This is a genomic window from Pseudoxanthomonas sp. P4_B2 (assembly GCF_056402315.1).
Genome location: NZ_JBFUHQ010000005.1, coordinates 311,295 through 330,257, shown reverse-complemented (window position 1 = coordinate 330,257; position 18,963 = coordinate 311,295). Strand labels below are relative to the sequence as shown.

The window sequence follows — 18,963 nt, the reverse complement described above, 5'->3', positions numbered from 1 at the left end:
CTCCCATAAGGAACCATGGTTCATGATGAACCCGAAGCGCTGAATCCCTTCCCGACGCATCCCTATTTTTCAAGGAGGCCGAACTTCACCCACCACTCGAGGTCACAAGCAAGGCAGTGTCACCCGCGGATTCCGCGGCCCATCGAACCGTAAGGAGGTAAGCGATGCGTATCGAGACCCATGGCCAGCAGATCGAAGTCACCCCCGCGATGCGGGAGTACGTTGAAACCAAGTTCAAGCGACTTGAACGCCATTTCGACCAGCCACTGGAAGTCCGCGCCCAACTGGGCATACGCAAACCCGACTACCTCGCCGAAGCCACGCTCACCCTGGCCGGCCGCACCCTACATGCCGACGCCGGCGCCGAAACCATGTACGCCGCCATCGATATTTTGGCCGACAAGCTGGATCGGCTGCTGCTGAAGCACAAACAGAAGAAGATCGACAAGGAACGCGGGCCACGCGGCGAGAATGCTGATTAACAGCATGTCGATTAACAACACGCCGATCGACAGCGCGCTGAATAACAACATGCCAACCAATGGCGCGCGGATGAAAAGGGAAGAAACCGCAGTCCTCTATGTCGCGGTTTCTTTCCCGCCTTCCTTCTGCTGATATGTCCCTTCCCTGACATGTCCCTTGCCGACCAGTTGGCGGACGTTCGCGCCTCCGTATTGAAGGCAGCGGACCGCGATGCGGTGCTGGAAATGGCCGCCGGCCTGCTGGCCTGCCAGCAGGCCGGTGCCGACGATCTCCGCGTCAGCCTGCAGGCGCGCGAACGACTGGGCAGCACCGCGATCGGCCATGGCATCGCCATCCCGCACGGCCGCTCAGCTACGCTGGAAGCGCCGCGCGGCGTCCTGCTGCGGCTGCAGCCGGCGGTGGATTTCAACGCAAACGATGGCCAGAACGTCGACCTGGTGTTTGCGATGGCCGTGCCCGATCATTACACCCATCAGCACCTGATGCTGCTGTCGGAACTGGCCGAACGCTTTTCCGATCCGCGCTTCCGTACCGCGCTGCGCAACGCACCCGATGCGCAGTCGATGCGTAAGCTATTGCTGGACCAACCCCACTCGCCCAAAGCCGCCGCATGACCACCAGCATCACCGCCCGCGAATTGTTCGATCAGCAGAAAGACAAGCTCGCCCTGCGCTGGCTCGCCGGAGCCAAGGGCGACCGGCGCATGCTGGAAGCGGTGGACACCATTGCCCGCCGGCCCTCGCTGGCGGGTTACCTCAACGCCATCTATCCCAACAAGGTGCAGATCCTGGGCAGCGAAGAGCTGGCCTGGCTGGATTCGCTGGATTCACGGCAACGCTGGGAAACCATCGAGAAGATCGTGCAATACCGCCCGCTGGCATTGGTGATCAGCAAGAATCAGTCCTGCCCCGAAGACCTGCGCGCAGCGGCCGAGGAATCGGAGACGCCCTTGTGGATCTCGCCCAAGCGCGGCCACGAGCTGCTCAACCACCTTTCGTATCACATGGCCCGCACGCTGGCGCCGCGGGTGACGCTGCATGGCGTGTTCATGGAAATCTATTCGATCGGCGTGCTGATCACCGGCGAAGCCGGATCGGGCAAAAGCGAGCTGGCGCTGGAACTGCTCAGCCGAGGCCATCGCCTGGTGGCCGACGATGCGCCCGAATTCACCCAGATCGCGCCCGATGTGCTCGACGGTACCTGCCCGGAGCTCCTGCAGGACCTGCTCGAGGTCCGCGGTCTGGGCGTGCTGAACGTGCGCGACATGTTCGGCGACACGGCCGTGAAGAAGAACAAGTATCTGCGCCTGATCGTTCATCTCACCAGACCCATGACCGAACCCAACCCGCACGGTTACGAGCGCCTCACCGGTGACAGCGGCAGCCGCCATGTGTTGGACCTGGACGTGCCGCTGATTACCCTGCCGGTGATGCCCGGCCGCAACTTGGCCGTGCTCACCGAAGCGGCCACCCGCCTGCACATCCTGCGCACCAAGGGCATCGACCCGGCGGCGATGTTCATCGCCCGGCACAGCAATCTGCTGGAACGCACTACACCATGAGCGGGGAGCCCGCCGACACCTCATCGCACCCCCAGCGCGATGAGGGCTCCGTAGAACCTCAAACCGCCGGTCCGGCGGCGACCGTAGTGATCGTCAGCGGACTGTCCGGCTCGGGCAAATCGGTCGCGCTGAAGACTTTCGAGGATCTGGACTACTACTGCGTCGACAACCTCCCGGTGGAACTGCTGCCCTCGTTCGTGCGTAGTCTGATGCGCGACGACGCATTGCCGCAAAAAATTGCCGTGGGCATCGACGTGCGCAATCGCCATAGCGATCTGTCCAAGCTGGCGCAATGGCGGGCCGCGGTCACCGAACTGGGCTTGCGCGCCACCCTCTTGTTCTTCGACGCCAGCGACGACGTATTGTTGCGTCGCTATGCCGACACCCGCCGCAAGCATCCGCTGGCGCACTTCGGCTTGTCGCTGCCGGAATCCATTTCCCGCGAACGCGAGATCACCGCGCCGCTGCGCAGCGAAGCCGACGTGATCATCGACACCACCGCGCTCAACGTGCACCAGTTACGGCGGCGGATCATCGCCGAATTCGCCTTGAACAACGGTTCGTCGCTGTCGCTGCTGTTCGAGTCGTTCGCCTACAAGCGCGGAGTGCCGGCGGACGCGGATTTCGTGTTCGACGCGCGGGTACTGCCCAATCCGCACTGGAATCCGCTGCTGCGTCCGCTATCGGGACGCGAGGGCGGCGTGCGCGATTACCTGGATGCGCAACCGGAAGTCAGCGAATACGTCGGCCAGGTCAATGCCTTCCTCGATACCTGGCTGCCGCGCCTGCGCGGGGAGACGCGCAGCTACGTGACCATCGCCTTCGGCTGCACTGGCGGCAAGCACCGTTCCGTATACCTTGCCGAGCGGCTGGCGGCGCACGCGCGGGAACAGGGCTGGGAGGAAGTGGCCACTTTCCATCGGGAGCTGGACTAAGGCTTGGCGCGCCTTTCGGCCGGTCACGCCGGTCTGCTAACGTTCTCCCATGGCCTGTGGCATTCTCCTTGTAACCCACCCCGGGATCGGCGCGTCGCTGTTGGCAGTGGCCACAGGTCTTTTGCGCCAGTTGCCGCTGAAAACGGAGGCGTTCGAAGTCCCTTTCGACGCCGATTTCCTGGCTCTGCTGCCGCAAGCCTCCTCGGCGCTGAGACGGGTGGACAGCGGCGACGGGGTATTGGTGCTGACTGATCTCTACGGCGCCAGCCCCAGCAATCTGGCCAGTGAACTGGCCCGGTTGGGGACGCCGGTCAGGCGCGTTTCCGCGCTGAGCTTGCCGATGCTGCTACGGGTGATGAATTATGCGGAACAGGGATTGGATCAACTTCCGGCGACAGCTGCCGCCGGCACACGCAATGGAGCCATAGTCGACGATGCTTGAACGCGAACTCACCGTTTCCAACCGCCTGGGACTGCATGCCCGCGCCACCGCCAAGCTGGTGCAGGTGCTGTCGGCCTATCGCTGCAACGCGACCCTGTCGGCGAAGGGACGCGAGGTCAACGCGAAAAGCATCATGGGCGTGATGTTGCTGGCGGCCGGCCAGGGCACGCCGGTGATGGTGCGCGTGGACGGCGAGGGCGAAGCCGAGGCGCTGGAAGCCGTAGCGGCGCTGTTCGAGCGACGATTCGACGAGGAAACCTGACCGGTGCGCCTGCAGCTCTCCGGCCACGGCGCATCGCGCGGCAGCGCGCTAGGCCGTGCCCGGGTGAGGTTGCCGCATGCGCTGGAAGTGGTCGAGCAACGCATCGCCGCGGGCGCGGTGGAAAAGGAACTGCGGCGCCTGCACGAGGCGGTGAATTCCACCCGCGGCGAGATGCATACCCTGCGCGAACGCCTTCACGGCGCGCTGGTCAAGGAAGTCGGCGAATTCCTGGATCTGCATGCGCTGCTGCTGGACGATCCGGAACTGCTGCACGGCTTGGACGAGTTGATCCGCGCCGGTCGCTATACCGCCGATTACGCCTTGCGCCTGCAACGCGACCGTCTGGCCGCAGTGTTCGACGGCATGGACGATCCCTATCTGAAGAGTCGCATGGACGATCTGGACCATGTGATCGGCCGCATCCATGCGCATCTGCACAAGCGCACCGGCGGGCCCAAGGGCGTGGCCGGCGACATCCTGATCAGCGATAACGTGGCGCCTTCGGAGCTGGCCCAGCTGCAGGCCCAGGGTGTGGTCGCCATCGTCACCGCCGCTGGCAGCACGCTTTCGCATAGCGCCATCCTGGCGCGTAGCCTGCACATGCCGTTGGTGGTGGGCGCAAGCAAGGCCTTGCAGAAGATCAACGACGGCGATGTGATGATCGTCGACGGCGCCAGCGGCTCGATCGTGATCGAGCCCGGTCCGGACGATCTGCGCGCCTACCGCCAGCGCCGGCGCGATCTGGCCAAGGAACAACGCGAACTCGGACGCCTGCGTTCCAAGCCGACGCGCACGAAGGATGGCGTCGATATCGTTCTGCTGGCCAATGCCGAGTCCGGCGAGGACGTCGCCCAGGCGCATTCCCTGGGCGCTTCCGGACTGGGCCTGTACCGCACCGAATTTCTGTTCCTGCAACGCAACGAATTGCCCGACGAGGAAGAACAGTTCCGCGTCTACCGCGACGTGGTGCTGGGAATGAGCGGCCGGCCGGTGACCATCCGCACCCTGGACCTGGGCGCCGACAAGGCCGACCGCACCGGGCTGACGCTGGATAACGAGGACAATCCGGCGCTGGGCCTGCGTGGCGTGCGCCTTTCGCTGACCCAGGGCGAGCTGTTCGACACCCAGTTGCGCGCCATTGTGCGCGCCTCCGGCTACGGGCCCGTGCGCGTACTGGTGCCCATGGTCAGCAACCGCGAAGAGATGGTGGCGGTGCGCAAGCGCCTGAAGCGCGTTGCCGACAAGCTGCGCAGGCAGGGGGCCGAAGTCGCCGACGATATCCCACTGGGCGCGATGATCGAAGTACCCGCTGCGGCGATTGCGCTGCATGCTTTCGTGGACATCGTGGACTTCCTCTCCATCGGCACCAACGACCTGGTGCAATACCTGCTGGCGGCGGATCGCAACAACGAAGCGCTGGGCGAACTCTATTCGCCACTGAACCCCGGTGTGGTGCGGTTGCTGAAACACATCATCAACACCGCCAACGAATACGGCACCCCCGTGGCCGTGTGCGGCGAAATCGCTGGCGATGCTGCGCTCGCGCCCTTGTTGCTGGCGTTGGGCCTGACCGAGTTCAGCCTGCATCCGGCGACCTTGCTGGAAGTGCGTAAGGCCATCCGCGGCAGCGACCTGTCCGCGCTCAAGGCGCGCGTCGACAAGCTACTGCAAGCGCGCGACCGGGCCGGCATCGAAAGCTGGCTGGAATCCGCGACGCTGTCGTAGGCGCAAAGGGTGGGCATTGTTCGGCGGTGGGGGGATAATGCCGCGATGAACACCTGACCTGCCGCCTCCCTCACGGAAGTGGCTTCACCGCTACCGGGAGTCGCGCATGGCTGAAGCCGTCCGCCACGACAAAACCGCGCGCCAGCTTCGCCTGCTGTCCGATGCACTGGACAGTGGCCGGCTCGGCCCTGTGCGGCGCCTGATCAACACCCTGGCACCGGCGGAAATCGGCAACTTGCTGGAATCGCTGCCGCCCGGCAAGCGTGAAGTGGTGTGGGGATTGGTCGATCCCGAAGACGACGGCGAAGTGCTGGTGCATGTCGGCGACGAAGTGCGCGAAAGCCTGCTGGCGGACATGGACCCGGACGAGATCATCGCCGCGGTCGAAGATCTGGACATCGACGATCTAGCCGATCTGGTGGAAGACCTACCGGATACCGTCATCGACGAAGTGCTCAAGTCGATGGACCGCGAGAACCGCGAGCGCCTCGAGCAGGTCCTGTCCTACCCGGAAGACACCGCCGGCCGTTTGATGAACCCCGACGTGGTCACCGTGCGCGCCGACGTCAACGTGGATGTGGTGCTGCGATATCTGCGCCTGCGCGGCGAATTGCCCGACCACACCGATCATCTTTTCGTGGTCAGCCGCCGTCACCAGTACCTGGGGCGCCTGTCGCTGGCCTCGTTGGTCACCCACGACGACAGCACCCCGATCAACCGGTTGATCGACGACGAGCAGCCGGCTATCGCGGTGGAAGACTCCGCCGACGCGGTCGCGCGCCAGTTCACCGACCACGACTGGATCTCCGCCCCGGTGGTGGACGACAACAACATCCTGCTCGGCCGCATCACCATCGACGACGTGGTCGACATCATCCGCGAACAGGCCGAACACCAGGCTTTGGGCGCCGCGGGTCTGGACGAGGACGAGGACCTCTTCAGCCCGGTGGCGCGCGCGTTCCGCCGCCGCCTGACCTGGCTGGGCATCAACCTCGGCACCGCGTTCCTCGCGTCTTCCGTGGTCGGCCGTTTCGAAGGCACCATCGAGAAGATCGTCGCGCTGGCCGTGTTGATGCCCATAGTGGCCGGCATGGGCGGCAACGCCGGCACCCAGGTGCTGGCGTTGATGGTGCGCGGCCTGGCGCTCGGGCAGGTGGGCGCCTCCAACGTGCGCGTCCTGCTGTGGAAGGAGTTGCGGGTGGCGCTGATGAATGGGCTGAGTCTGGGACTGGTACTCGGCATCATCGTGTTCCTCTGGTTCCACGACCTTCCGCTTTCCCTGGTGATCGGCACTGCACTGACCATCAACTTGCTTTCCGCCGCGACCGCCGGGGTGATGGTGCCGCTGACGCTCAAGCGCATGGGCTTCGATCCAGCGCTGGCCGGCGGGGTGATCCTGACCACGGTCACCGATGTGATGGGTTTCCTGAGCTTCCTGGGCCTGGCCACGGTGGTTCTGCTTCGCTGAGGACCGCCGCATCGCATCGTCGTCCACGGATCGCCAGGTGCCGCGTTATCATCCTTACAAGCACACTTGGAGGCTCTTCGCATGCCATTCTTCCGTCACGCCTCGCTGATCGGATTGATGTTGATGTTTTCAATCGCATTGCCGGGTTGCAGCAGCTTGCCAAACAGGACGACTGGCGAATTTCTGGAGCGCGAAGTCACCCTCCAGGGTGTGCAACGCCGCTACCAGGTCTTCGTGCCCGCTACTTCGGTGTCGAAGGGAAAATTGCCGGTGATCCTGTTCCTACATGGTTCGGGCGAACGCGGTTCCGACAACGAGCTGCAGCTGGTCGCTGGCCTAGGGCCCTATGTGCGCAAGCATCTTGCGGATTTTCCCGCCATCGTCGTATTCCCGCAGGTGGAAGAGAACGGAGAATGGATGGGCGCCAACGTGGACATGGCGCTGGCAGCGACCGAAGCGGCGACCAGGGAATTCAACGGCGATCCTCGCCGCATCTATCTGACCGGCCTGTCGATGGGCGGCTATGGCACTTGGGAAACGGCGCTGAAGACGCCCAACCGCTTCGCTGCGCTGGTCCCGATCTGCGGCGGGATCCTGATGCCCGGCGGCGGGCGCGCGCTTTACGTCACCGAAGTGGCCAACGCTCCCGATCCCTATGCCGCCCTGGCGTCCCAGCTGAAGCATGTGCCGATCTGGATTTTTCACGGCGCCAAGGATGACGTGGTGCTGCCGAACGACGACCGCAAGACCTTTGCTGCGCTCAAGGCCGTTGGCGCCGACGTGCAATACACCGAATTTCCGGACGAAAGCCACAACTCCTGGGACGCTACCTATAACCACGATGCCATGTGGACGTGGCTATTCGCCCAGCGCCGGGACTGAGACGGCAAGCGCCCATGGCAGAAATCATCCGTAACTATTTCACGCCTGGCTGGCGCACTGATCGCATCAGCTGCGTATGCGGATGGGAAGGCGATTCCAGCAAAATGCAGATGGAGCTGCACGAGGAAGTGACGGACTACGCCTGCCCAGCTTGCGAGAACACCTTGCTGATCGTGTCGCACCCGGATATGGATCAGGTCCGGCAGGCGGCCGCCGACGGTAATCTGGAAGCGCAACAGCAGCTGGCGCTGGTGGAAGAAGCCCTGGCGCTGCACCGCAAGGCCGATCACTGACGCTTTGGTTGGCGTTTCGCTGGGGCAACGTAGGAACGCGTAGGAGCGACGTGAGTCGCGAAATCGATTTGTACCCGGCAGGAGGATTCGCGACTCACGTCGCTCCTACGCCAGCAACGATTCCAGAACCGCCATGCGAATCGCGACGCCGTTGCTGACCTGGCGGAGGACCAGCGACTGCGGACCATCGGCGACTTCGTCAGTGATCTCGATGCCGCGGTTGATGGGCCCTGGATGCAACACCACCGCATCGGAAGCCGCACGGCGCAAACGCTCCGCGGTAAGGCCATATTGCCTGTGGTAATCCTCCAGCGAGGCAACCAACCCCTCCTCCATCCGCTCGCGCTGCAAGCGCAGCATCATCACCGCGTCCACACCTTCCAGCATGGCATCGAAGTCATCGCTGGTGGCGCAGCCCTCGAGGGTGCCGTCATCGGGCAGCAGCGAGGCGGGACCACAGACGCGGATCTCTCCCGTGCCCAGCGTCCGTAGCGCATGCAGATCGGAACGCGCGACCCGCGAGTGCTTCACGTCGCCGACGATCAGGACTTTGAGCCTCGAAAAGTCGGCTCCTTTCGCCTGTCGCAAGGTCAGGGCATCCAACAGCCCCTGCGTGGGATGAGCGCTGCGGCCGTCGCCGGCATTGATCACCGTGGTGCCCTCGCCTGCCTGCATTGCAAGCGCTTCGGCAGCGCCGTCTTCGGGGTGGCGGACGATGAAGCCGCGCACACCCATCGCTTCCAGATTCTTCAGCGTATCCAGGGCCGTTTCGCCTTTGCGGGCGGAAGACGTGGAGGCATCGAAATTGATGACATCGGCGCTGAGGCGTTGCGCGGCGATGTGGAACGAACTGCGCGTGCGCGTCGAAGGCTCGAAGAACAGCGTGCAGATAGTAGTGCCGAGCAACGAATTGCGTTTATGGGCGCGCCCCAGCGCGGCGTCGCGGATCTGGCCAGCGCGATCGAGCAAACGGCACAGGGTTTCCTTCGGCAGTCCTTCCAGGGTCAGCAGATGGCGCAGGTGTCCGTCCGAATCGAGTTGCAGGGTCATGCTTGGGTTCCTGGTCATGAAGCGTATGTTCCTTCTCCCACCGGGAGAAGGTGCCCGAAGGGCGGATGAGGGAATGGATTGTCGGTTTGTAATGGACTTTCCGTGGGTTGGAATTCTCCCTCCCTCATCCGTCGCTTCGCGCCACCTTCTCCCAATGGGAGAAGGAAAAGCTTAAATCTGCGTTGCATCGTGCGGCGCCGCCAGCCAGCGTTCGATGATCACCGCAGCGGCCACCGCATCCAGCGCCACCGCATCGCGACGGCGCTTGCGGCCTTCGGCGCGGTCCAGCGCGAAACGTTGCGCGGCTTCGACCGAGCTGGAGCGCTCGTCCACCAGCACCACCGGCAACTTGTAGCGCGCCTGCAGTTCGCGCGCGAAAGCGTGGGCGCGCTGGCGGATGGGCTGGTCGCCGCCTTCCAGAGTCATAGGGTCGCCAACCACTAACCCATCTGGACGCCATTCCTCGCGCAACTTGTCGATTGCCTGCCAGTCCGGACCATGGCCATGCACGTCGATCACGGCCAGCGCACGCGCGCCGTTGCCGAAAGCGCTGCCCACCGCCACGCCGATGCGCTTGGCGCCAACGTCGAACCCGAGCACTGTGCCATCGAGTTTCATGCTCGGCCTTTCATGCGTGTCCGCTGTAGTCGGTCACGCGGGTCATATCGATGCCGATGCGTCCGCCGGCCGCATGCCAGCGTTGCTCCAAAGGCAGCGCGAACAGCAATTCGTTGTCGGCGGGCACCGTGAGCCAGCTGTTTTCGCCAAGCTCGAACTCCAACTGCCCAGCCCCCCAGCCGGCGCATCCCAGCGCGACCACAACATGGATCGGACCGGCGCCTTCGGCCATCGCTTCCAGGATGTCGCGCGAGGTGGTCAGCGCCAGTCCGTTGCCGATCGTCAAAGTGGAATCCCACTGACGGTCGCCATCGTGCAGAACGAATCCCCGCTCCGGGTGCACCGGTCCGCCGTTCAGGACGATCTGGCTGCCCAGTGCGGGATCGCGCACTTCCAGGTTCATCTGCGCTAGCACGTCGCCCAGGGTGTACTCGGAAGCGCGGTTGACCACCACGCCCATCGCTCCCTCTTCGTCGTGCTGGCAAATCAGCGCCACGCTGCGCGCGAAATGGGGGTCGTTCAGCGCCGGCAGCGCGATCAGCAGCTGGTTGGTGAATTTGGCGGGGTTGGCGGCGGGACTGGCGGACATGCATCCATTCTAGAGCCTCATATCGCTTCCGGGTTAACCTGTTGTCATGACCACTTATTGCGATTTCGCGCCCGGACACCCGGTCCATGGCCCGTACCACGATCAGGAATACGGGTTCCCGCAAACCGAGGAGTCGAACCTGTTCGAACGCCTAATTCTGGAGATCAACCAGGCCGGTCTCAGCTGGGAAACCATCCTGAAGAAACGCGAGGGTTTTCAAAGCGCCTACAGCGGTTTCGACGTGGACAAAGTGGCCCGCTACGGCGAAAAGGACCGCGCCCGTCTGCTCGCCGACGCCGGCATCATCCGCAACCGGCTGAAAGTCGACGCGGCCATCCATAACGCGCAGGTTATCCGCGGCCTGCGCAAGTCGCATGGCGGATTCTCGCAATGGCTGGAGGCGCACCACCCGCTGCCGAAGGCCGAGTGGGTGAAACTGTTCAAGAAGACCTTCCGCTTCACCGGCGGCGAGATCACCGGCGAATTCTTGATGAGCCTGGGCTACCTGCCCGGCGCGCACCACGAGGGCTGCCCGACCTTCAAGCGTGCGGCTAAGCGCAAGCCGGCGTGGATGCGGAAAGACAAGTAACTCCGATCCCATATGACCCATGATCCAAGCCCCTCTCCTGCTTGCGGGAGAGGGTGCCGAAGGCGGGTGAGGGCGCAGCCGAAGCCAACCAAGCCCAAGCTGCCCTCATCCGGCGCTACGCGCCACCTTCTCCCGCAAGCGAGAGAAGGGTTCCTCGTTTGCTTTACGCTACGAAATCAGGGCGCATTCTAACGTCGACGCGCAATCAGCTTCGATTTTGAGCGCGGCCAGATCGTCGGCGCGGGTCTGGCCCAAGTTGAGGATGGCAATAGGCTGGCCGTCTTCATGTGCCATTCGCGCGAAGCGGAAACCGGAATAGACCATTAGCGACGAGCCGACCACCAGCAATGCATCGGCTTGCGCCAGCGCGGCGCGCGCATCTTCATAACGCGCACGCGGCACGCTTTCACCGAAGAACACCACATCCGGTTTCAGCATGCCGCCACAAGCTTCGCAAGAGGGGACGCTGAAGCTCGAGAAATCGCATCCTTCCAAGTCCGCATCGCCATCGGGCGCCGCTTGCGCACTGAGCTCTTCCCATTGCGGGTTGCTTTCGGCCAAGCGTTGCTGGATGTGGGCCCGCAAATAACGCTCGTTGCATTGCAGGCAGATCACCTGGTCGATGCGCCCATGCAGATCGGTGACCTCCATGCTGCCGGCGCGCTCGTGCAGGCCATCCACATTCTGGGTCACTAGCCGAGCCACGCCGCCACGCGCCTGCCATTGCGCCAGCGCATGGTGCGCGGCATTGGGCGCAGCACGCGCAACGATCGGCCAGCCAATAAAACTGCGTGCCCAGTAGCGCGCGTTCATCAGCGGATCATCGATGAAGCCGCGATAGTTCACAGGCGGCGTTCGCTTCCATCCGCCTTGCGCATCCCGGTAGTCGGGAATGCCCGAGCCAGTGCTGCAGCCGGCGCCGGTGAGCACGAACACACGGTCGAAGCCGGCCAACCACTCGCGCAGGCGCTCGGCGGGGTCGGCAATTTCCTGTAAGCACGCGCCCATGCTTCGATTGTCCACGAAAAAGGGGCAGTTGCCTGCCCCCTCGGTCTCGCGGTTATCGGCGAAAGATCAGCGTACTTCGGCGATCTCCACCCCATCCAGCCCCTGCGCCAAGGTACGGGCGTCGCCGCCCTGAGCCAGTTTGATGCGCAGGCGGACCTCGTTCTGGGAGTCGGCGAAGCGCAGCGCGTCTTCGTAGCTGATTTCACCGGCCTGGTAGAGCTCGAACAGGCTCTGGTCGAAGGTCTTCATGCCCAGATTGGTCGATTCCTTCATCACTTCCTTGAGCTTGTGGATTTCGCCCTCGCGGATGTAATCCTGGATCAGCGGCGTGCCCAGCATGATCTCCATCGCCACGCGACGGGCCTTGCCGTCGGGGGTTGGGATCAGCTGCTGCGCGACCACGCCCTTGAGGTTCAGCGAAAGGTCCATCAGCAACTGGCCGCGGCGGTCTTCCGGGAAAAAGTTGATGACGCGGTCCATGGCCTGGTTGGCGTTGTTGGCGTGCAGGGTGCACAGCACCAAGTGGCCGGTTTCGGCGAAGGCGATCGCGTGGTCCATGCCTTCGCGGGTGCGCACTTCGCCGATCATGATCACGTCCGGGGCCTGGCGCAGGGTGTTCTTCAGCGCGTTGTCCCAGCTGTCGGTATCGATGCCCACTTCGCGCTGGGTGATGATGCAGCCCTCGTGCTTGTGCACGAATTCGATCGGGTCTTCGATGGTGATGATGTGACCGGTGGAATTCTGGTTGCGGTAGCCGATCATCGCCGCCAGCGAAGTGGATTTACCGGTACCCGTGGCGCCGACGAAGATGATGATGCCGCGCTTGGTCATGGCCAGCGTCTTGATGATCGGCGGCAGGTTCAGCTCTTCGACGGTGGGAATGCGCGCTTCGATGCGGCGCAGGACCATGCCTACCTGATTGCGCTGGTAGAAGCAGCTGACGCGGAAACGGCCCACGCCGGCGACGCCGATGGCGAAGTTGCACTCGTGGGTCTTTTCGAATTCCTCGCGCTGGGCCGGCGTCATCACGTTGAGCACCAGATCGCGGCTCTGCTGGCTGGTCAATGGCGTCTGCGTGATCGGCGAGATCTTGCCGTTGACCTTGATCGACGGCGGCATGCCGGACGTGATGAACAGGTCCGACGCTTTCTGGTGCGCCATCAGCTTGAGGAACGAGGTGAAATCGATGGTGCTCATGGCTGTCTCCGGGAACTGGGAACTGGGACCAGGGAGGGGCGGCGACGTGCCTGTTCCCCCTACCCTGCGCCCTGGTTATTCGAACAACCGCTTGTCCTTGGCGTATTCCTTGGCCTGGTGGCGCGTGATCAACGAGCGCTTCACCAGATCCTGCAAATGCTGGTCCAGGGTCATCATGCCGTTCTGCTGACCGGTCTGGATGGCGGAATACATCTGCGCCACCTTGTCCTCGCGGATGAGGTTACGGATGGCCGGCGTGCCCACCATGATTTCCCAAGCCGCGGTACGACCGCCGCCTACTTTCTTCAGAAGCGCCTGCGAGATCACCGCGCGCAAAGATTCGGAAAGCATCGAGCGGACCATCGGCTTCTCGCCGGCGGGGAACACGTCGATGATGCGGTCGATGGTCTTGGCCGCCGAGCTGGTGTGCAGGGTGGCGAACACGAGATGTCCGGTTTCCGCGGCGGTCAACGCCAAGCGGATGGTCTCCAGATCGCGCAACTCGCCGACCAGGATGATGTCGGGGTCTTCGCGCAACGCCGAGCGCAAGGCTTCGTTGAAACCATGCGTATCGCGGTGCACTTCGCGCTGGTTGATCAGGCACTTCTGCGAGGTGTGCACGAACTCGATCGGGTCCTCGACGCTGAGGATGTGGCCGTACTCGTTCTTGTTGATATGGTCGATCATCGCCGCCAGCGTGGTCGACTTGCCCGAGCCGGTGGGACCGGTGACCAGGATCAAACCCTGCGGCTGCTCGATCAGCTGCTTGAACAGCGGCGGGCAACCCAAGTCCTCGAGCGTCAGCACTTCGGAGGGAATGGTACGGAACACCGCACCGGCGCCGCGGTTCTGATTGAAGGCGTTGACGCGGAAGCGCGCCAGGCTGGGAATCTCGAAGGAGAAGTCGACCTCAAGGAACTCCTCGAAGTCGCGGCGCTGCTTGTCCGACATGATGTCGTAGACCAGCGAGTGCACCTGCTTGTGGTCCAGCGCCGGAATGTTGATGCGGCGCACATCGCCATCCACCCGGATCATCGGCGGCAGGCCGGCCGACAGATGAAGGTCAGATGCTTTGTTCTTGACCGAGAACGCCAGTAGTTCGGCGATATCCATACGCTGCTTTCCCCAAAATTGCTGCGACAGCTGGAACGATACATCCCCGAGAGGCAGTATAGCGCCCTTGCCGCGATATCCAACGGTTGAAGGATTATGCTCGCACAACGGCTCAACGCGACACTACAAAGCCTTGAAAACGCAGCTATCGCGAGCCATCGGCCATTGCCCCGGTTACTGGCGGTTTCCAAGACCCAAACTGCGACGGCGGTCGCGACTCTAGCCGCCGCCGGACAGCGCGCTTTTGGCGAAAATTACGTTCAGGAAGCGCAGGCCAAGATCCGCGCGCTGGCGGACGCAGGACTGGAATGGCATCTGATCGGTCACCTGCAATCCAACAAGGCGGATGTGGCCGCGGACATCTTCGACTGGGTGCAGACCGTGGACCGGCTGAAACTGGTCGCCGCGCTCGCCCGTTTCCGTCCGCCGCATCGCCCGCCGCTGAATGTGCTGGTGCAGGTCAATATCGACGACGAGGCCAGCAAGCACGGATGCGCTCCGGAACGGGTGCCGGAACTGGCCGCAGCCATCGTGCAGGAACCGCGCCTGGTGCTGCGCGGACTGATGGCGATTCCGACGCCGCATCCGGACATCGAATCGCGCCGCCCCGCCTACCGCGACATGGCGACCTTGTTCGACAAGCTGGCCACTCGCTATGCCTCGGTCGATACGTTGTCGATGGGAATGAGCGACGATTTCCCGCTGGCCATCGCCGAAGGTGCGACGATGGTGCGTATCGGCACCGCCCTGTTCGGCCCGCGCGCCGCGAACCCTTGAGGAAACGCATGCGACATCAGGAATCAATCGCCTTTATCGGCGGCGGCAACATGGCGCGCAGCCTGATCGGCGGCTTGCTCGCGCGCGGCGTAAGCGCCGCAAGCATCCGGGTTGCGGAACCGGTCGAGGCGGTTCGGGAATCGCTGGCGAGGGATTTCGGCGTGCCCGTATTCGCCACGGCGCTGGAAGCCGCTGCTGACGCAAGCCTGTGGGTGCTGGCGGTGAAGCCGCAGGTGATGCGGATCGTCTGCGAAGGACTGGCGGCCAGCGCGCGATCCGGCAGGCCGCTGGTGGTTTCCATCGCCGCAGGCATCACCGCCGTGCAAATGCAACGCTGGCTGGGCGGCGATATCGCCATCATTCGCGCCATGCCCAACACCCCCGCCCTGCTAGGCGCGGGCGTGACCGGGCTGTTCGCCACCGCGCAAGTCGATGTGGCCGGGCGAGAACGAGCGGAGGAACTGCTTTCAAGCGCCGGCCGTACGGTATGGATCGACGAAGAGGCGAAGATGGACGCGGTGACTGCGGTTTCGGGCAGCGGTCCTGCGTATGTCTTTCTGCTGGCCGAAGCCATGGAGGAGGCGGCGAAGACAGAGGGCCTATCCGACCATGCCGCGCGCACCCTGGTGTTGCAGACCATCCTGGGCGCGGCTCGCATGCTGACCGAATCGGACGAAGCGCCCGCCGAACTGCGTAAGCGGGTGACTTCGCCGAACGGCACTACCCAGGCAGCGATCGAAACGTTCCAGGAAGGCGGCTTCGCGAAACTGGTCGGCAAGGCGATCCATGCGGCCAGCAAGCGCGGCAAGGCATTGTCGGCGGCGAACGACTGAACGACATCAAGACTCTCGAGACCCTCCCATGAAACATTTTGCGCTGTTGTTGTTGATCCTGCTCATCGCCGCGTGTTCAGCGGGAGAAAAGCCGCGCGCCGCCGAATTCGTTCCACCTGCCGTTTCTTCCGCCGACTTCGGCGACCTGCGCGTGCACTACAACGCGTTGCCCACCTTGAGCCTTAACGATGCGGTGGCGCGCGAGTACAGCGTCAGCAAGGATGCCGGTACCGGGCTGATTGTGGTGGCGCTGCGCCGCGTCGCCGACGGCGAGGAACAAGCGGCCGAGGGGGAAGTGTCCGCCATCGCCTACGACCTGCAAGGCATGCGGCAGAACATCGTTTTCCATGCGGCGAAGACCGGCGACTACACCGACCATATCGGCACTTTCGCCATCAGCAACCGCGAAAGCTATCGCTTCGAAGTGACGCTGAAGTCGGGTTCTCGCAACGAAACGTTCAAGTTCCAGCGCAACTTCTAGGAAGGCGCGCTCATCTGTTTCGCCCCGACCAGGCCTGGATGATGCGCGCCATCTCGCGCACGCCATCGGTCAATGCCGCGGGCCCGGGCTGCAAGATCAACGGCGACTTGATTTCGTGAAGTTCGCCATCGCGGACTGCGGGTATCGCCTGCCAACCCGGACGTACGGCGACTTTCTCCGGCCGGAATTTCTTTCCGCACCATGAACCCAGGATGATGTCGGGCGCACGCTGCACCACCACTCCGGCATCGGCCAGGATGCGGTGCTTGGCCAACGATTCGACGGACAGTTCCGGGAACACATCGTCGCCGCCGGCAATCCGTATCAGTTCCGCCACCCAGCGTATGCCGGTGATCGGCGGCTCATCCCATTCTTCGAAGTAGACTTTGGGACGCCGCGGCAATGCCGCTGATTCCCGTTCGATTTCATCCAGTCCGCGCTGTAGTTCGTCTGCATAAGCGTCGGCCTTACCGCTCGCTCCGACCAACGCGCCGAGCCGGCGGATGTAATCCAGGATGCCGTCCACGCTGCGGTGGTTGGAGATCCAGACTTCCACTCCGTGCTTGATCAATTCGGCCGCGATCTCGGATTGGATATCGGAGAAGCCGACCACGAAATCGGGCTTGAGTTGGAGAATCTCGCCAATCTTGGCGCTGGTGAACGCGCTGACTTTCGGCTTTTCTTTGCGTGCGATGGCAGGACGCACGGTGAAGCCGCTGATACCGACGATGCGGTGCTGCTCTCCCAGCGCATACAGCGTTTCGGTGGGCTCTTCAGTGAGGCAGACGATGCGCTGCGGACCCGTCACCGGATGCCCCAACGTAGGCCATTCCTCTGGTCGGCCCTGCGATTGCAGACCGTCATCATCACGGATACAGCATCCGCTTAGACCATTGGCCATCGGCATCGCATTCGTAACGCCAGCGTTCGTGCAGGCGGAACTCGGCGCCGTACCAGAACTCGAACGCCTCCGGAATCACCCGGAACCCACTCCAGCCTTCCGGCCGCGGAATCTCGCGCCCCTCGAATTCCGCTTCCACCTGGGCAATACGGTCGTCGAAGTCGTCGCGCGAGCCTAGGGTTTCCGACTGAGCGGAAGCCCACGCGCCAATCTGGCTGGGGCGCGGGCGCGAAGCGAAATACACGTCGGCCTCCACATCGTCCACCACCTGCACCAAGCCCTCGATTCGCACCTGAATGCCCGCCGCCCGCAGCCTGCGCCATAGGAACAGCAGGGCGGCGCGCGGATTGGTTTCCAGTTCTCGGCCTTTGTGGCTGTGCAGATGGGTATAGAACACGAAGCCGCGCTCATCGAAGGATTTGAGCAGCACGGTCCGCGCCGACGGCCGGCCATCGGCGGTCGCGGTCGCCACGGCCATGGCATTGGGCTCGATCTCTCCACTGCTGGCTTTGGCCTCCGCGAACAGTCCGGAGAAAGTGGAAAGCGCTTCTTCGTACAGGTCGATCATCGGTTTTTTTCTCAGAATGCGGGAGTCGGCAGCCAGGCCCGGCCTTGCGCTATTGTCGCTCCATGACTGTCGACACGCACGCACGCCCTGCAGGATTCGAGGAGCCGTTGGTTTCCGCAGCGCTGGACGCCGCGCTTTCGCTTGCTCAACCCACGCCGGTATTCGCCATCGCGGGTTTGCAGGGAAGCGGGAAATCGACGCTTGCGGCCCAAATTGCGGCCCTCGCCGGCACGCGAGGACATCTCGTTGCGGTGCTCTCCATCGACGATTTCTATCTCCGCAAAGACCAGCGCCTGCAACTGGCCCGCGAGGTGCATCCGCTACTCGCCACGCGCGGACCGCCCGGCACCCACGACCTCGGTCTGGCGCTGGAAACCATCGGGAGCTTGCGCGAAGGCCGACCGACGCGATTGCCGCGTTTCGACAAACTTGCCGATGACCGCGAGCCTGCGGCGCGTTGGCCCAGCATGGAGCGGCGCTGCGATTTCGTTCTGCTGGAAGGCTGGTTCCTGAAAACACCGCCGCAGAACCCGGATGAGCTGTTGCAGCCGATCAATGCGCTGGAGCGGGATGAAGATCCCGGTGGAAGCTGGCGCAGGTGGTGCAACGCGGCGCTGGCCGACGACTATCCCCGTCTGTGGCAAACCATCGACGCGTTGTGGTTCCTGCAGGGGCCGGACTTCGATGTCGTTCCCGGGTGGCGCTGGCAGCAGGAGCAGTCGCTGCAGGCCAGCGATCCGGAACGCGCAGCGATGAGCCGGCCGCAAGTAGAGCGTTTCGTACGGCTGTTCGAACGCGTTAGCCGGCAGGCCTTGCGCACCTTGCCCACCATCGCGGACAAAACCGTTGCCCTCGATGAGCAACGGCGGCCTTCGTAGAGCCTGCCCCGTACTAGATCCAGGGGGCGGGCACTGCCCGCTCTATCTTTACTCGACTACGAAGCTGATACGCAGGTTGACCCGCCATTCGGTGATGTTGCCGCCGTCGTCGGTGACCACCTTGATCTCGTTGACCCAGGCGCCCTTGATTCCTTTCACCGTTTCGGCTGTCTTCTTCAGACCGCTTTTCACCGCATCTTCGACGCTGGTCTTGGATGAGGCGTTGACTTCGATGATCTTGGCGATCGACATGGCTTGCTCCTTGATATGGGCGGGTTACGCCGGGCCCACGAAAGTAGCGCCATGACCG

25 protein-coding genes are annotated in these 18,963 nt (G+C 63.5%); 16 read left to right on the top strand and 9 right to left on the bottom strand.

The annotated features are described in order from the left end of the window. Positions 1-164 precede the first annotated feature (164 nt). From hpf to AC1DTQ_RS14345, 11 genes are all read left to right on the top strand, one after another. Entirely contained in the window at positions 165-482 is a 318-nt protein-coding gene (gene hpf / locus AC1DTQ_RS14395) for a ribosome hibernation-promoting factor, HPF/YfiA family (protein WP_310089755.1), read from the top strand. A 4-nt stretch (positions 483-486) separates the two neighbouring features. After that, the gene (locus AC1DTQ_RS14390; protein ID WP_477850445.1) at positions 487-615 is read left to right on the top strand and encodes a hypothetical protein; all 129 of its coding nucleotides are present in this window, start codon (positions 487-489) and stop codon (positions 613-615) included. A gap of 17 nt (positions 616-632) precedes the next feature. Further along, positions 633-1,097 (top strand): PTS sugar transporter subunit IIA, encoded by a 465-nt coding sequence (locus tag AC1DTQ_RS14385; RefSeq protein ID WP_477850444.1) that lies wholly within the window; start codon positions 633-635, stop codon positions 1,095-1,097. After that, the gene (gene hprK / locus AC1DTQ_RS14380; protein ID WP_310089753.1) at positions 1,094-2,044 is read left to right on the top strand and encodes an HPr(Ser) kinase/phosphatase; all 951 of its coding nucleotides are present in this window, start codon (positions 1,094-1,096) and stop codon (positions 2,042-2,044) included. The genes AC1DTQ_RS14385 and hprK overlap by 4 nt, the downstream gene beginning before the upstream one ends. Beyond that, entirely contained in the window at positions 2,041-2,979 is a 939-nt protein-coding gene (gene rapZ / locus AC1DTQ_RS14375) for an RNase adapter RapZ (RefSeq protein ID WP_477850443.1), read from the top strand. The genes hprK and rapZ overlap by 4 nt, the downstream gene beginning before the upstream one ends. A 49-nt stretch (positions 2,980-3,028) precedes the next feature. Then, on the top strand, positions 3,029-3,421 hold the full coding sequence (locus AC1DTQ_RS14370; RefSeq protein WP_477850442.1) for a PTS sugar transporter subunit IIA: 393 nt from the start codon (positions 3,029-3,031) through the stop codon (positions 3,419-3,421). Then, a complete protein-coding gene (locus AC1DTQ_RS14365) occupies positions 3,414-3,683 on the top strand; it encodes an HPr family phosphocarrier protein (RefSeq protein WP_310089750.1) in 270 nt (89 codons plus the stop codon). The genes AC1DTQ_RS14370 and AC1DTQ_RS14365 overlap by 8 nt, the downstream gene beginning before the upstream one ends. Before the next feature lie 3 nt (positions 3,684-3,686). Then, positions 3,687-5,408 carry a phosphoenolpyruvate--protein phosphotransferase gene (ptsP, locus tag AC1DTQ_RS14360; protein ID WP_477850441.1) on the top strand — a complete coding sequence of 574 codons (1,722 nt, stop codon included), beginning with the start codon at positions 3,687-3,689 and terminating at the stop codon, positions 5,406-5,408. A 106-nt stretch (positions 5,409-5,514) separates the two neighbouring features. After that, on the top strand, positions 5,515-6,876 hold the full coding sequence (gene mgtE / locus AC1DTQ_RS14355; protein ID WP_310089748.1) for a magnesium transporter: 1,362 nt from the start codon (positions 5,515-5,517) through the stop codon (positions 6,874-6,876). Positions 6,877-6,957: 81 nt separating this feature from the next. Then, positions 6,958-7,758 (top strand): carboxylesterase family protein, encoded by an 801-nt coding sequence (locus tag AC1DTQ_RS14350; protein WP_477850440.1) that lies wholly within the window; start codon positions 6,958-6,960, stop codon positions 7,756-7,758. 14 nt (positions 7,759-7,772) lie between these two features. Next, positions 7,773-8,051 (top strand): hypothetical protein, encoded by a 279-nt coding sequence (locus AC1DTQ_RS14345; protein WP_477850439.1) that lies wholly within the window; start codon positions 7,773-7,775, stop codon positions 8,049-8,051. A gap of 105 nt (positions 8,052-8,156) precedes the next feature. Here the strand turns inward: AC1DTQ_RS14345 and AC1DTQ_RS14340 are convergent, their stop codons facing one another. The 3 genes from AC1DTQ_RS14340 to AC1DTQ_RS14330 form a co-directional block, all read right to left on the bottom strand. Continuing rightward, positions 8,157-9,101 (bottom strand): aspartate carbamoyltransferase catalytic subunit, encoded by a 945-nt coding sequence (locus AC1DTQ_RS14340; RefSeq protein WP_477850438.1) that lies wholly within the window; start codon positions 9,099-9,101, stop codon positions 8,157-8,159. A 171-nt stretch (positions 9,102-9,272) separates the two neighbouring features. Beyond that, entirely contained in the window at positions 9,273-9,719 is a 447-nt protein-coding gene (ruvX, locus tag AC1DTQ_RS14335; protein WP_310089745.1) for a Holliday junction resolvase RuvX, read from the bottom strand. A gap of 10 nt (positions 9,720-9,729) precedes the next feature. Further along, positions 9,730-10,308, bottom strand: coding sequence for a YqgE/AlgH family protein (locus tag AC1DTQ_RS14330; protein WP_477850437.1), 579 nt, complete (start codon positions 10,306-10,308; stop codon positions 9,730-9,732). 46 nt (positions 10,309-10,354) lie between these two features. Between AC1DTQ_RS14330 and AC1DTQ_RS14325 the strand changes: the two genes are divergently transcribed. After that, complete coding sequence (locus tag AC1DTQ_RS14325) at positions 10,355-10,897, top strand: DNA-3-methyladenine glycosylase I (protein WP_477850436.1); 543 nt, start codon at positions 10,355-10,357, stop codon at positions 10,895-10,897. A 168-nt stretch (positions 10,898-11,065) separates the two neighbouring features. On the opposite strand, the gene AC1DTQ_RS14320 is transcribed toward AC1DTQ_RS14325, so the two are convergent. The 3 genes from AC1DTQ_RS14320 to AC1DTQ_RS14310 all read right to left on the bottom strand — a co-directional run bounded on the left by AC1DTQ_RS14320 (position 11,066) and on the right by AC1DTQ_RS14310 (position 14,215). Next, the gene (locus AC1DTQ_RS14320) at positions 11,066-11,905 is read right to left on the bottom strand and encodes an NAD-dependent protein deacetylase (RefSeq protein ID WP_477850435.1); all 840 of its coding nucleotides are present in this window, start codon (positions 11,903-11,905) and stop codon (positions 11,066-11,068) included. A gap of 66 nt (positions 11,906-11,971) precedes the next feature. After that, a complete protein-coding gene (locus AC1DTQ_RS14315) occupies positions 11,972-13,102 on the bottom strand; it encodes a PilT/PilU family type 4a pilus ATPase (RefSeq protein WP_477850434.1) in 1,131 nt (376 codons plus the stop codon). A 75-nt stretch (positions 13,103-13,177) separates the two neighbouring features. After that, on the bottom strand, positions 13,178-14,215 hold the full coding sequence (locus tag AC1DTQ_RS14310) for a type IV pilus twitching motility protein PilT (RefSeq protein ID WP_310089740.1): 1,038 nt from the start codon (positions 14,213-14,215) through the stop codon (positions 13,178-13,180). 96 nt (positions 14,216-14,311) lie between these two features. Here AC1DTQ_RS14310 and AC1DTQ_RS14305 point away from each other — a divergent pair, with 96 nt between their 5' ends. The 3 genes from AC1DTQ_RS14305 to AC1DTQ_RS14295 are packed head-to-tail and all read left to right on the top strand — an operon-like array spanning position 14,312 to position 16,306. Beyond that, positions 14,312-14,992 (top strand): YggS family pyridoxal phosphate-dependent enzyme, encoded by a 681-nt coding sequence (locus AC1DTQ_RS14305; protein ID WP_477850432.1) that lies wholly within the window; start codon positions 14,312-14,314, stop codon positions 14,990-14,992. A gap of 8 nt (positions 14,993-15,000) precedes the next feature. Beyond that, complete coding sequence (gene proC / locus AC1DTQ_RS14300; RefSeq protein ID WP_477850431.1) at positions 15,001-15,825, top strand: pyrroline-5-carboxylate reductase; 825 nt, start codon at positions 15,001-15,003, stop codon at positions 15,823-15,825. Between the two features lie 28 nt (positions 15,826-15,853). Beyond that, the gene (locus AC1DTQ_RS14295) at positions 15,854-16,306 is read left to right on the top strand and encodes a DUF4426 domain-containing protein (RefSeq protein ID WP_477850429.1); all 453 of its coding nucleotides are present in this window, start codon (positions 15,854-15,856) and stop codon (positions 16,304-16,306) included. 10 nt (positions 16,307-16,316) lie between these two features. Here the strand turns inward: AC1DTQ_RS14295 and AC1DTQ_RS14290 are convergent, their stop codons facing one another. Then, positions 16,317-17,207: a cobalamin-binding protein gene (locus tag AC1DTQ_RS14290; RefSeq protein ID WP_477850428.1), complete on the bottom strand. Its 891-nt coding sequence runs from the start codon at positions 17,205-17,207 to the stop codon at positions 16,317-16,319. Then, positions 17,173-17,775, bottom strand: coding sequence for a pyridoxamine 5'-phosphate oxidase (gene pdxH / locus AC1DTQ_RS14285; protein ID WP_477850427.1), 603 nt, complete (start codon positions 17,773-17,775; stop codon positions 17,173-17,175). The genes AC1DTQ_RS14290 and pdxH overlap by 35 nt, the downstream gene beginning before the upstream one ends. A 62-nt stretch (positions 17,776-17,837) precedes the next feature. On the opposite strand from pdxH, the gene AC1DTQ_RS14280 reads away from it, so the two are divergent. Then, the gene (locus tag AC1DTQ_RS14280; protein ID WP_477850426.1) at positions 17,838-18,653 is read left to right on the top strand and encodes a kinase; all 816 of its coding nucleotides are present in this window, start codon (positions 17,838-17,840) and stop codon (positions 18,651-18,653) included. A gap of 48 nt (positions 18,654-18,701) precedes the next feature. Here the strand turns inward: AC1DTQ_RS14280 and AC1DTQ_RS14275 are convergent, their stop codons facing one another. Beyond that, positions 18,702-18,905 (bottom strand): dodecin family protein, encoded by a 204-nt coding sequence (locus AC1DTQ_RS14275; protein WP_310089732.1) that lies wholly within the window; start codon positions 18,903-18,905, stop codon positions 18,702-18,704. Positions 18,906-18,963: the final 58 nt, after the last annotated feature.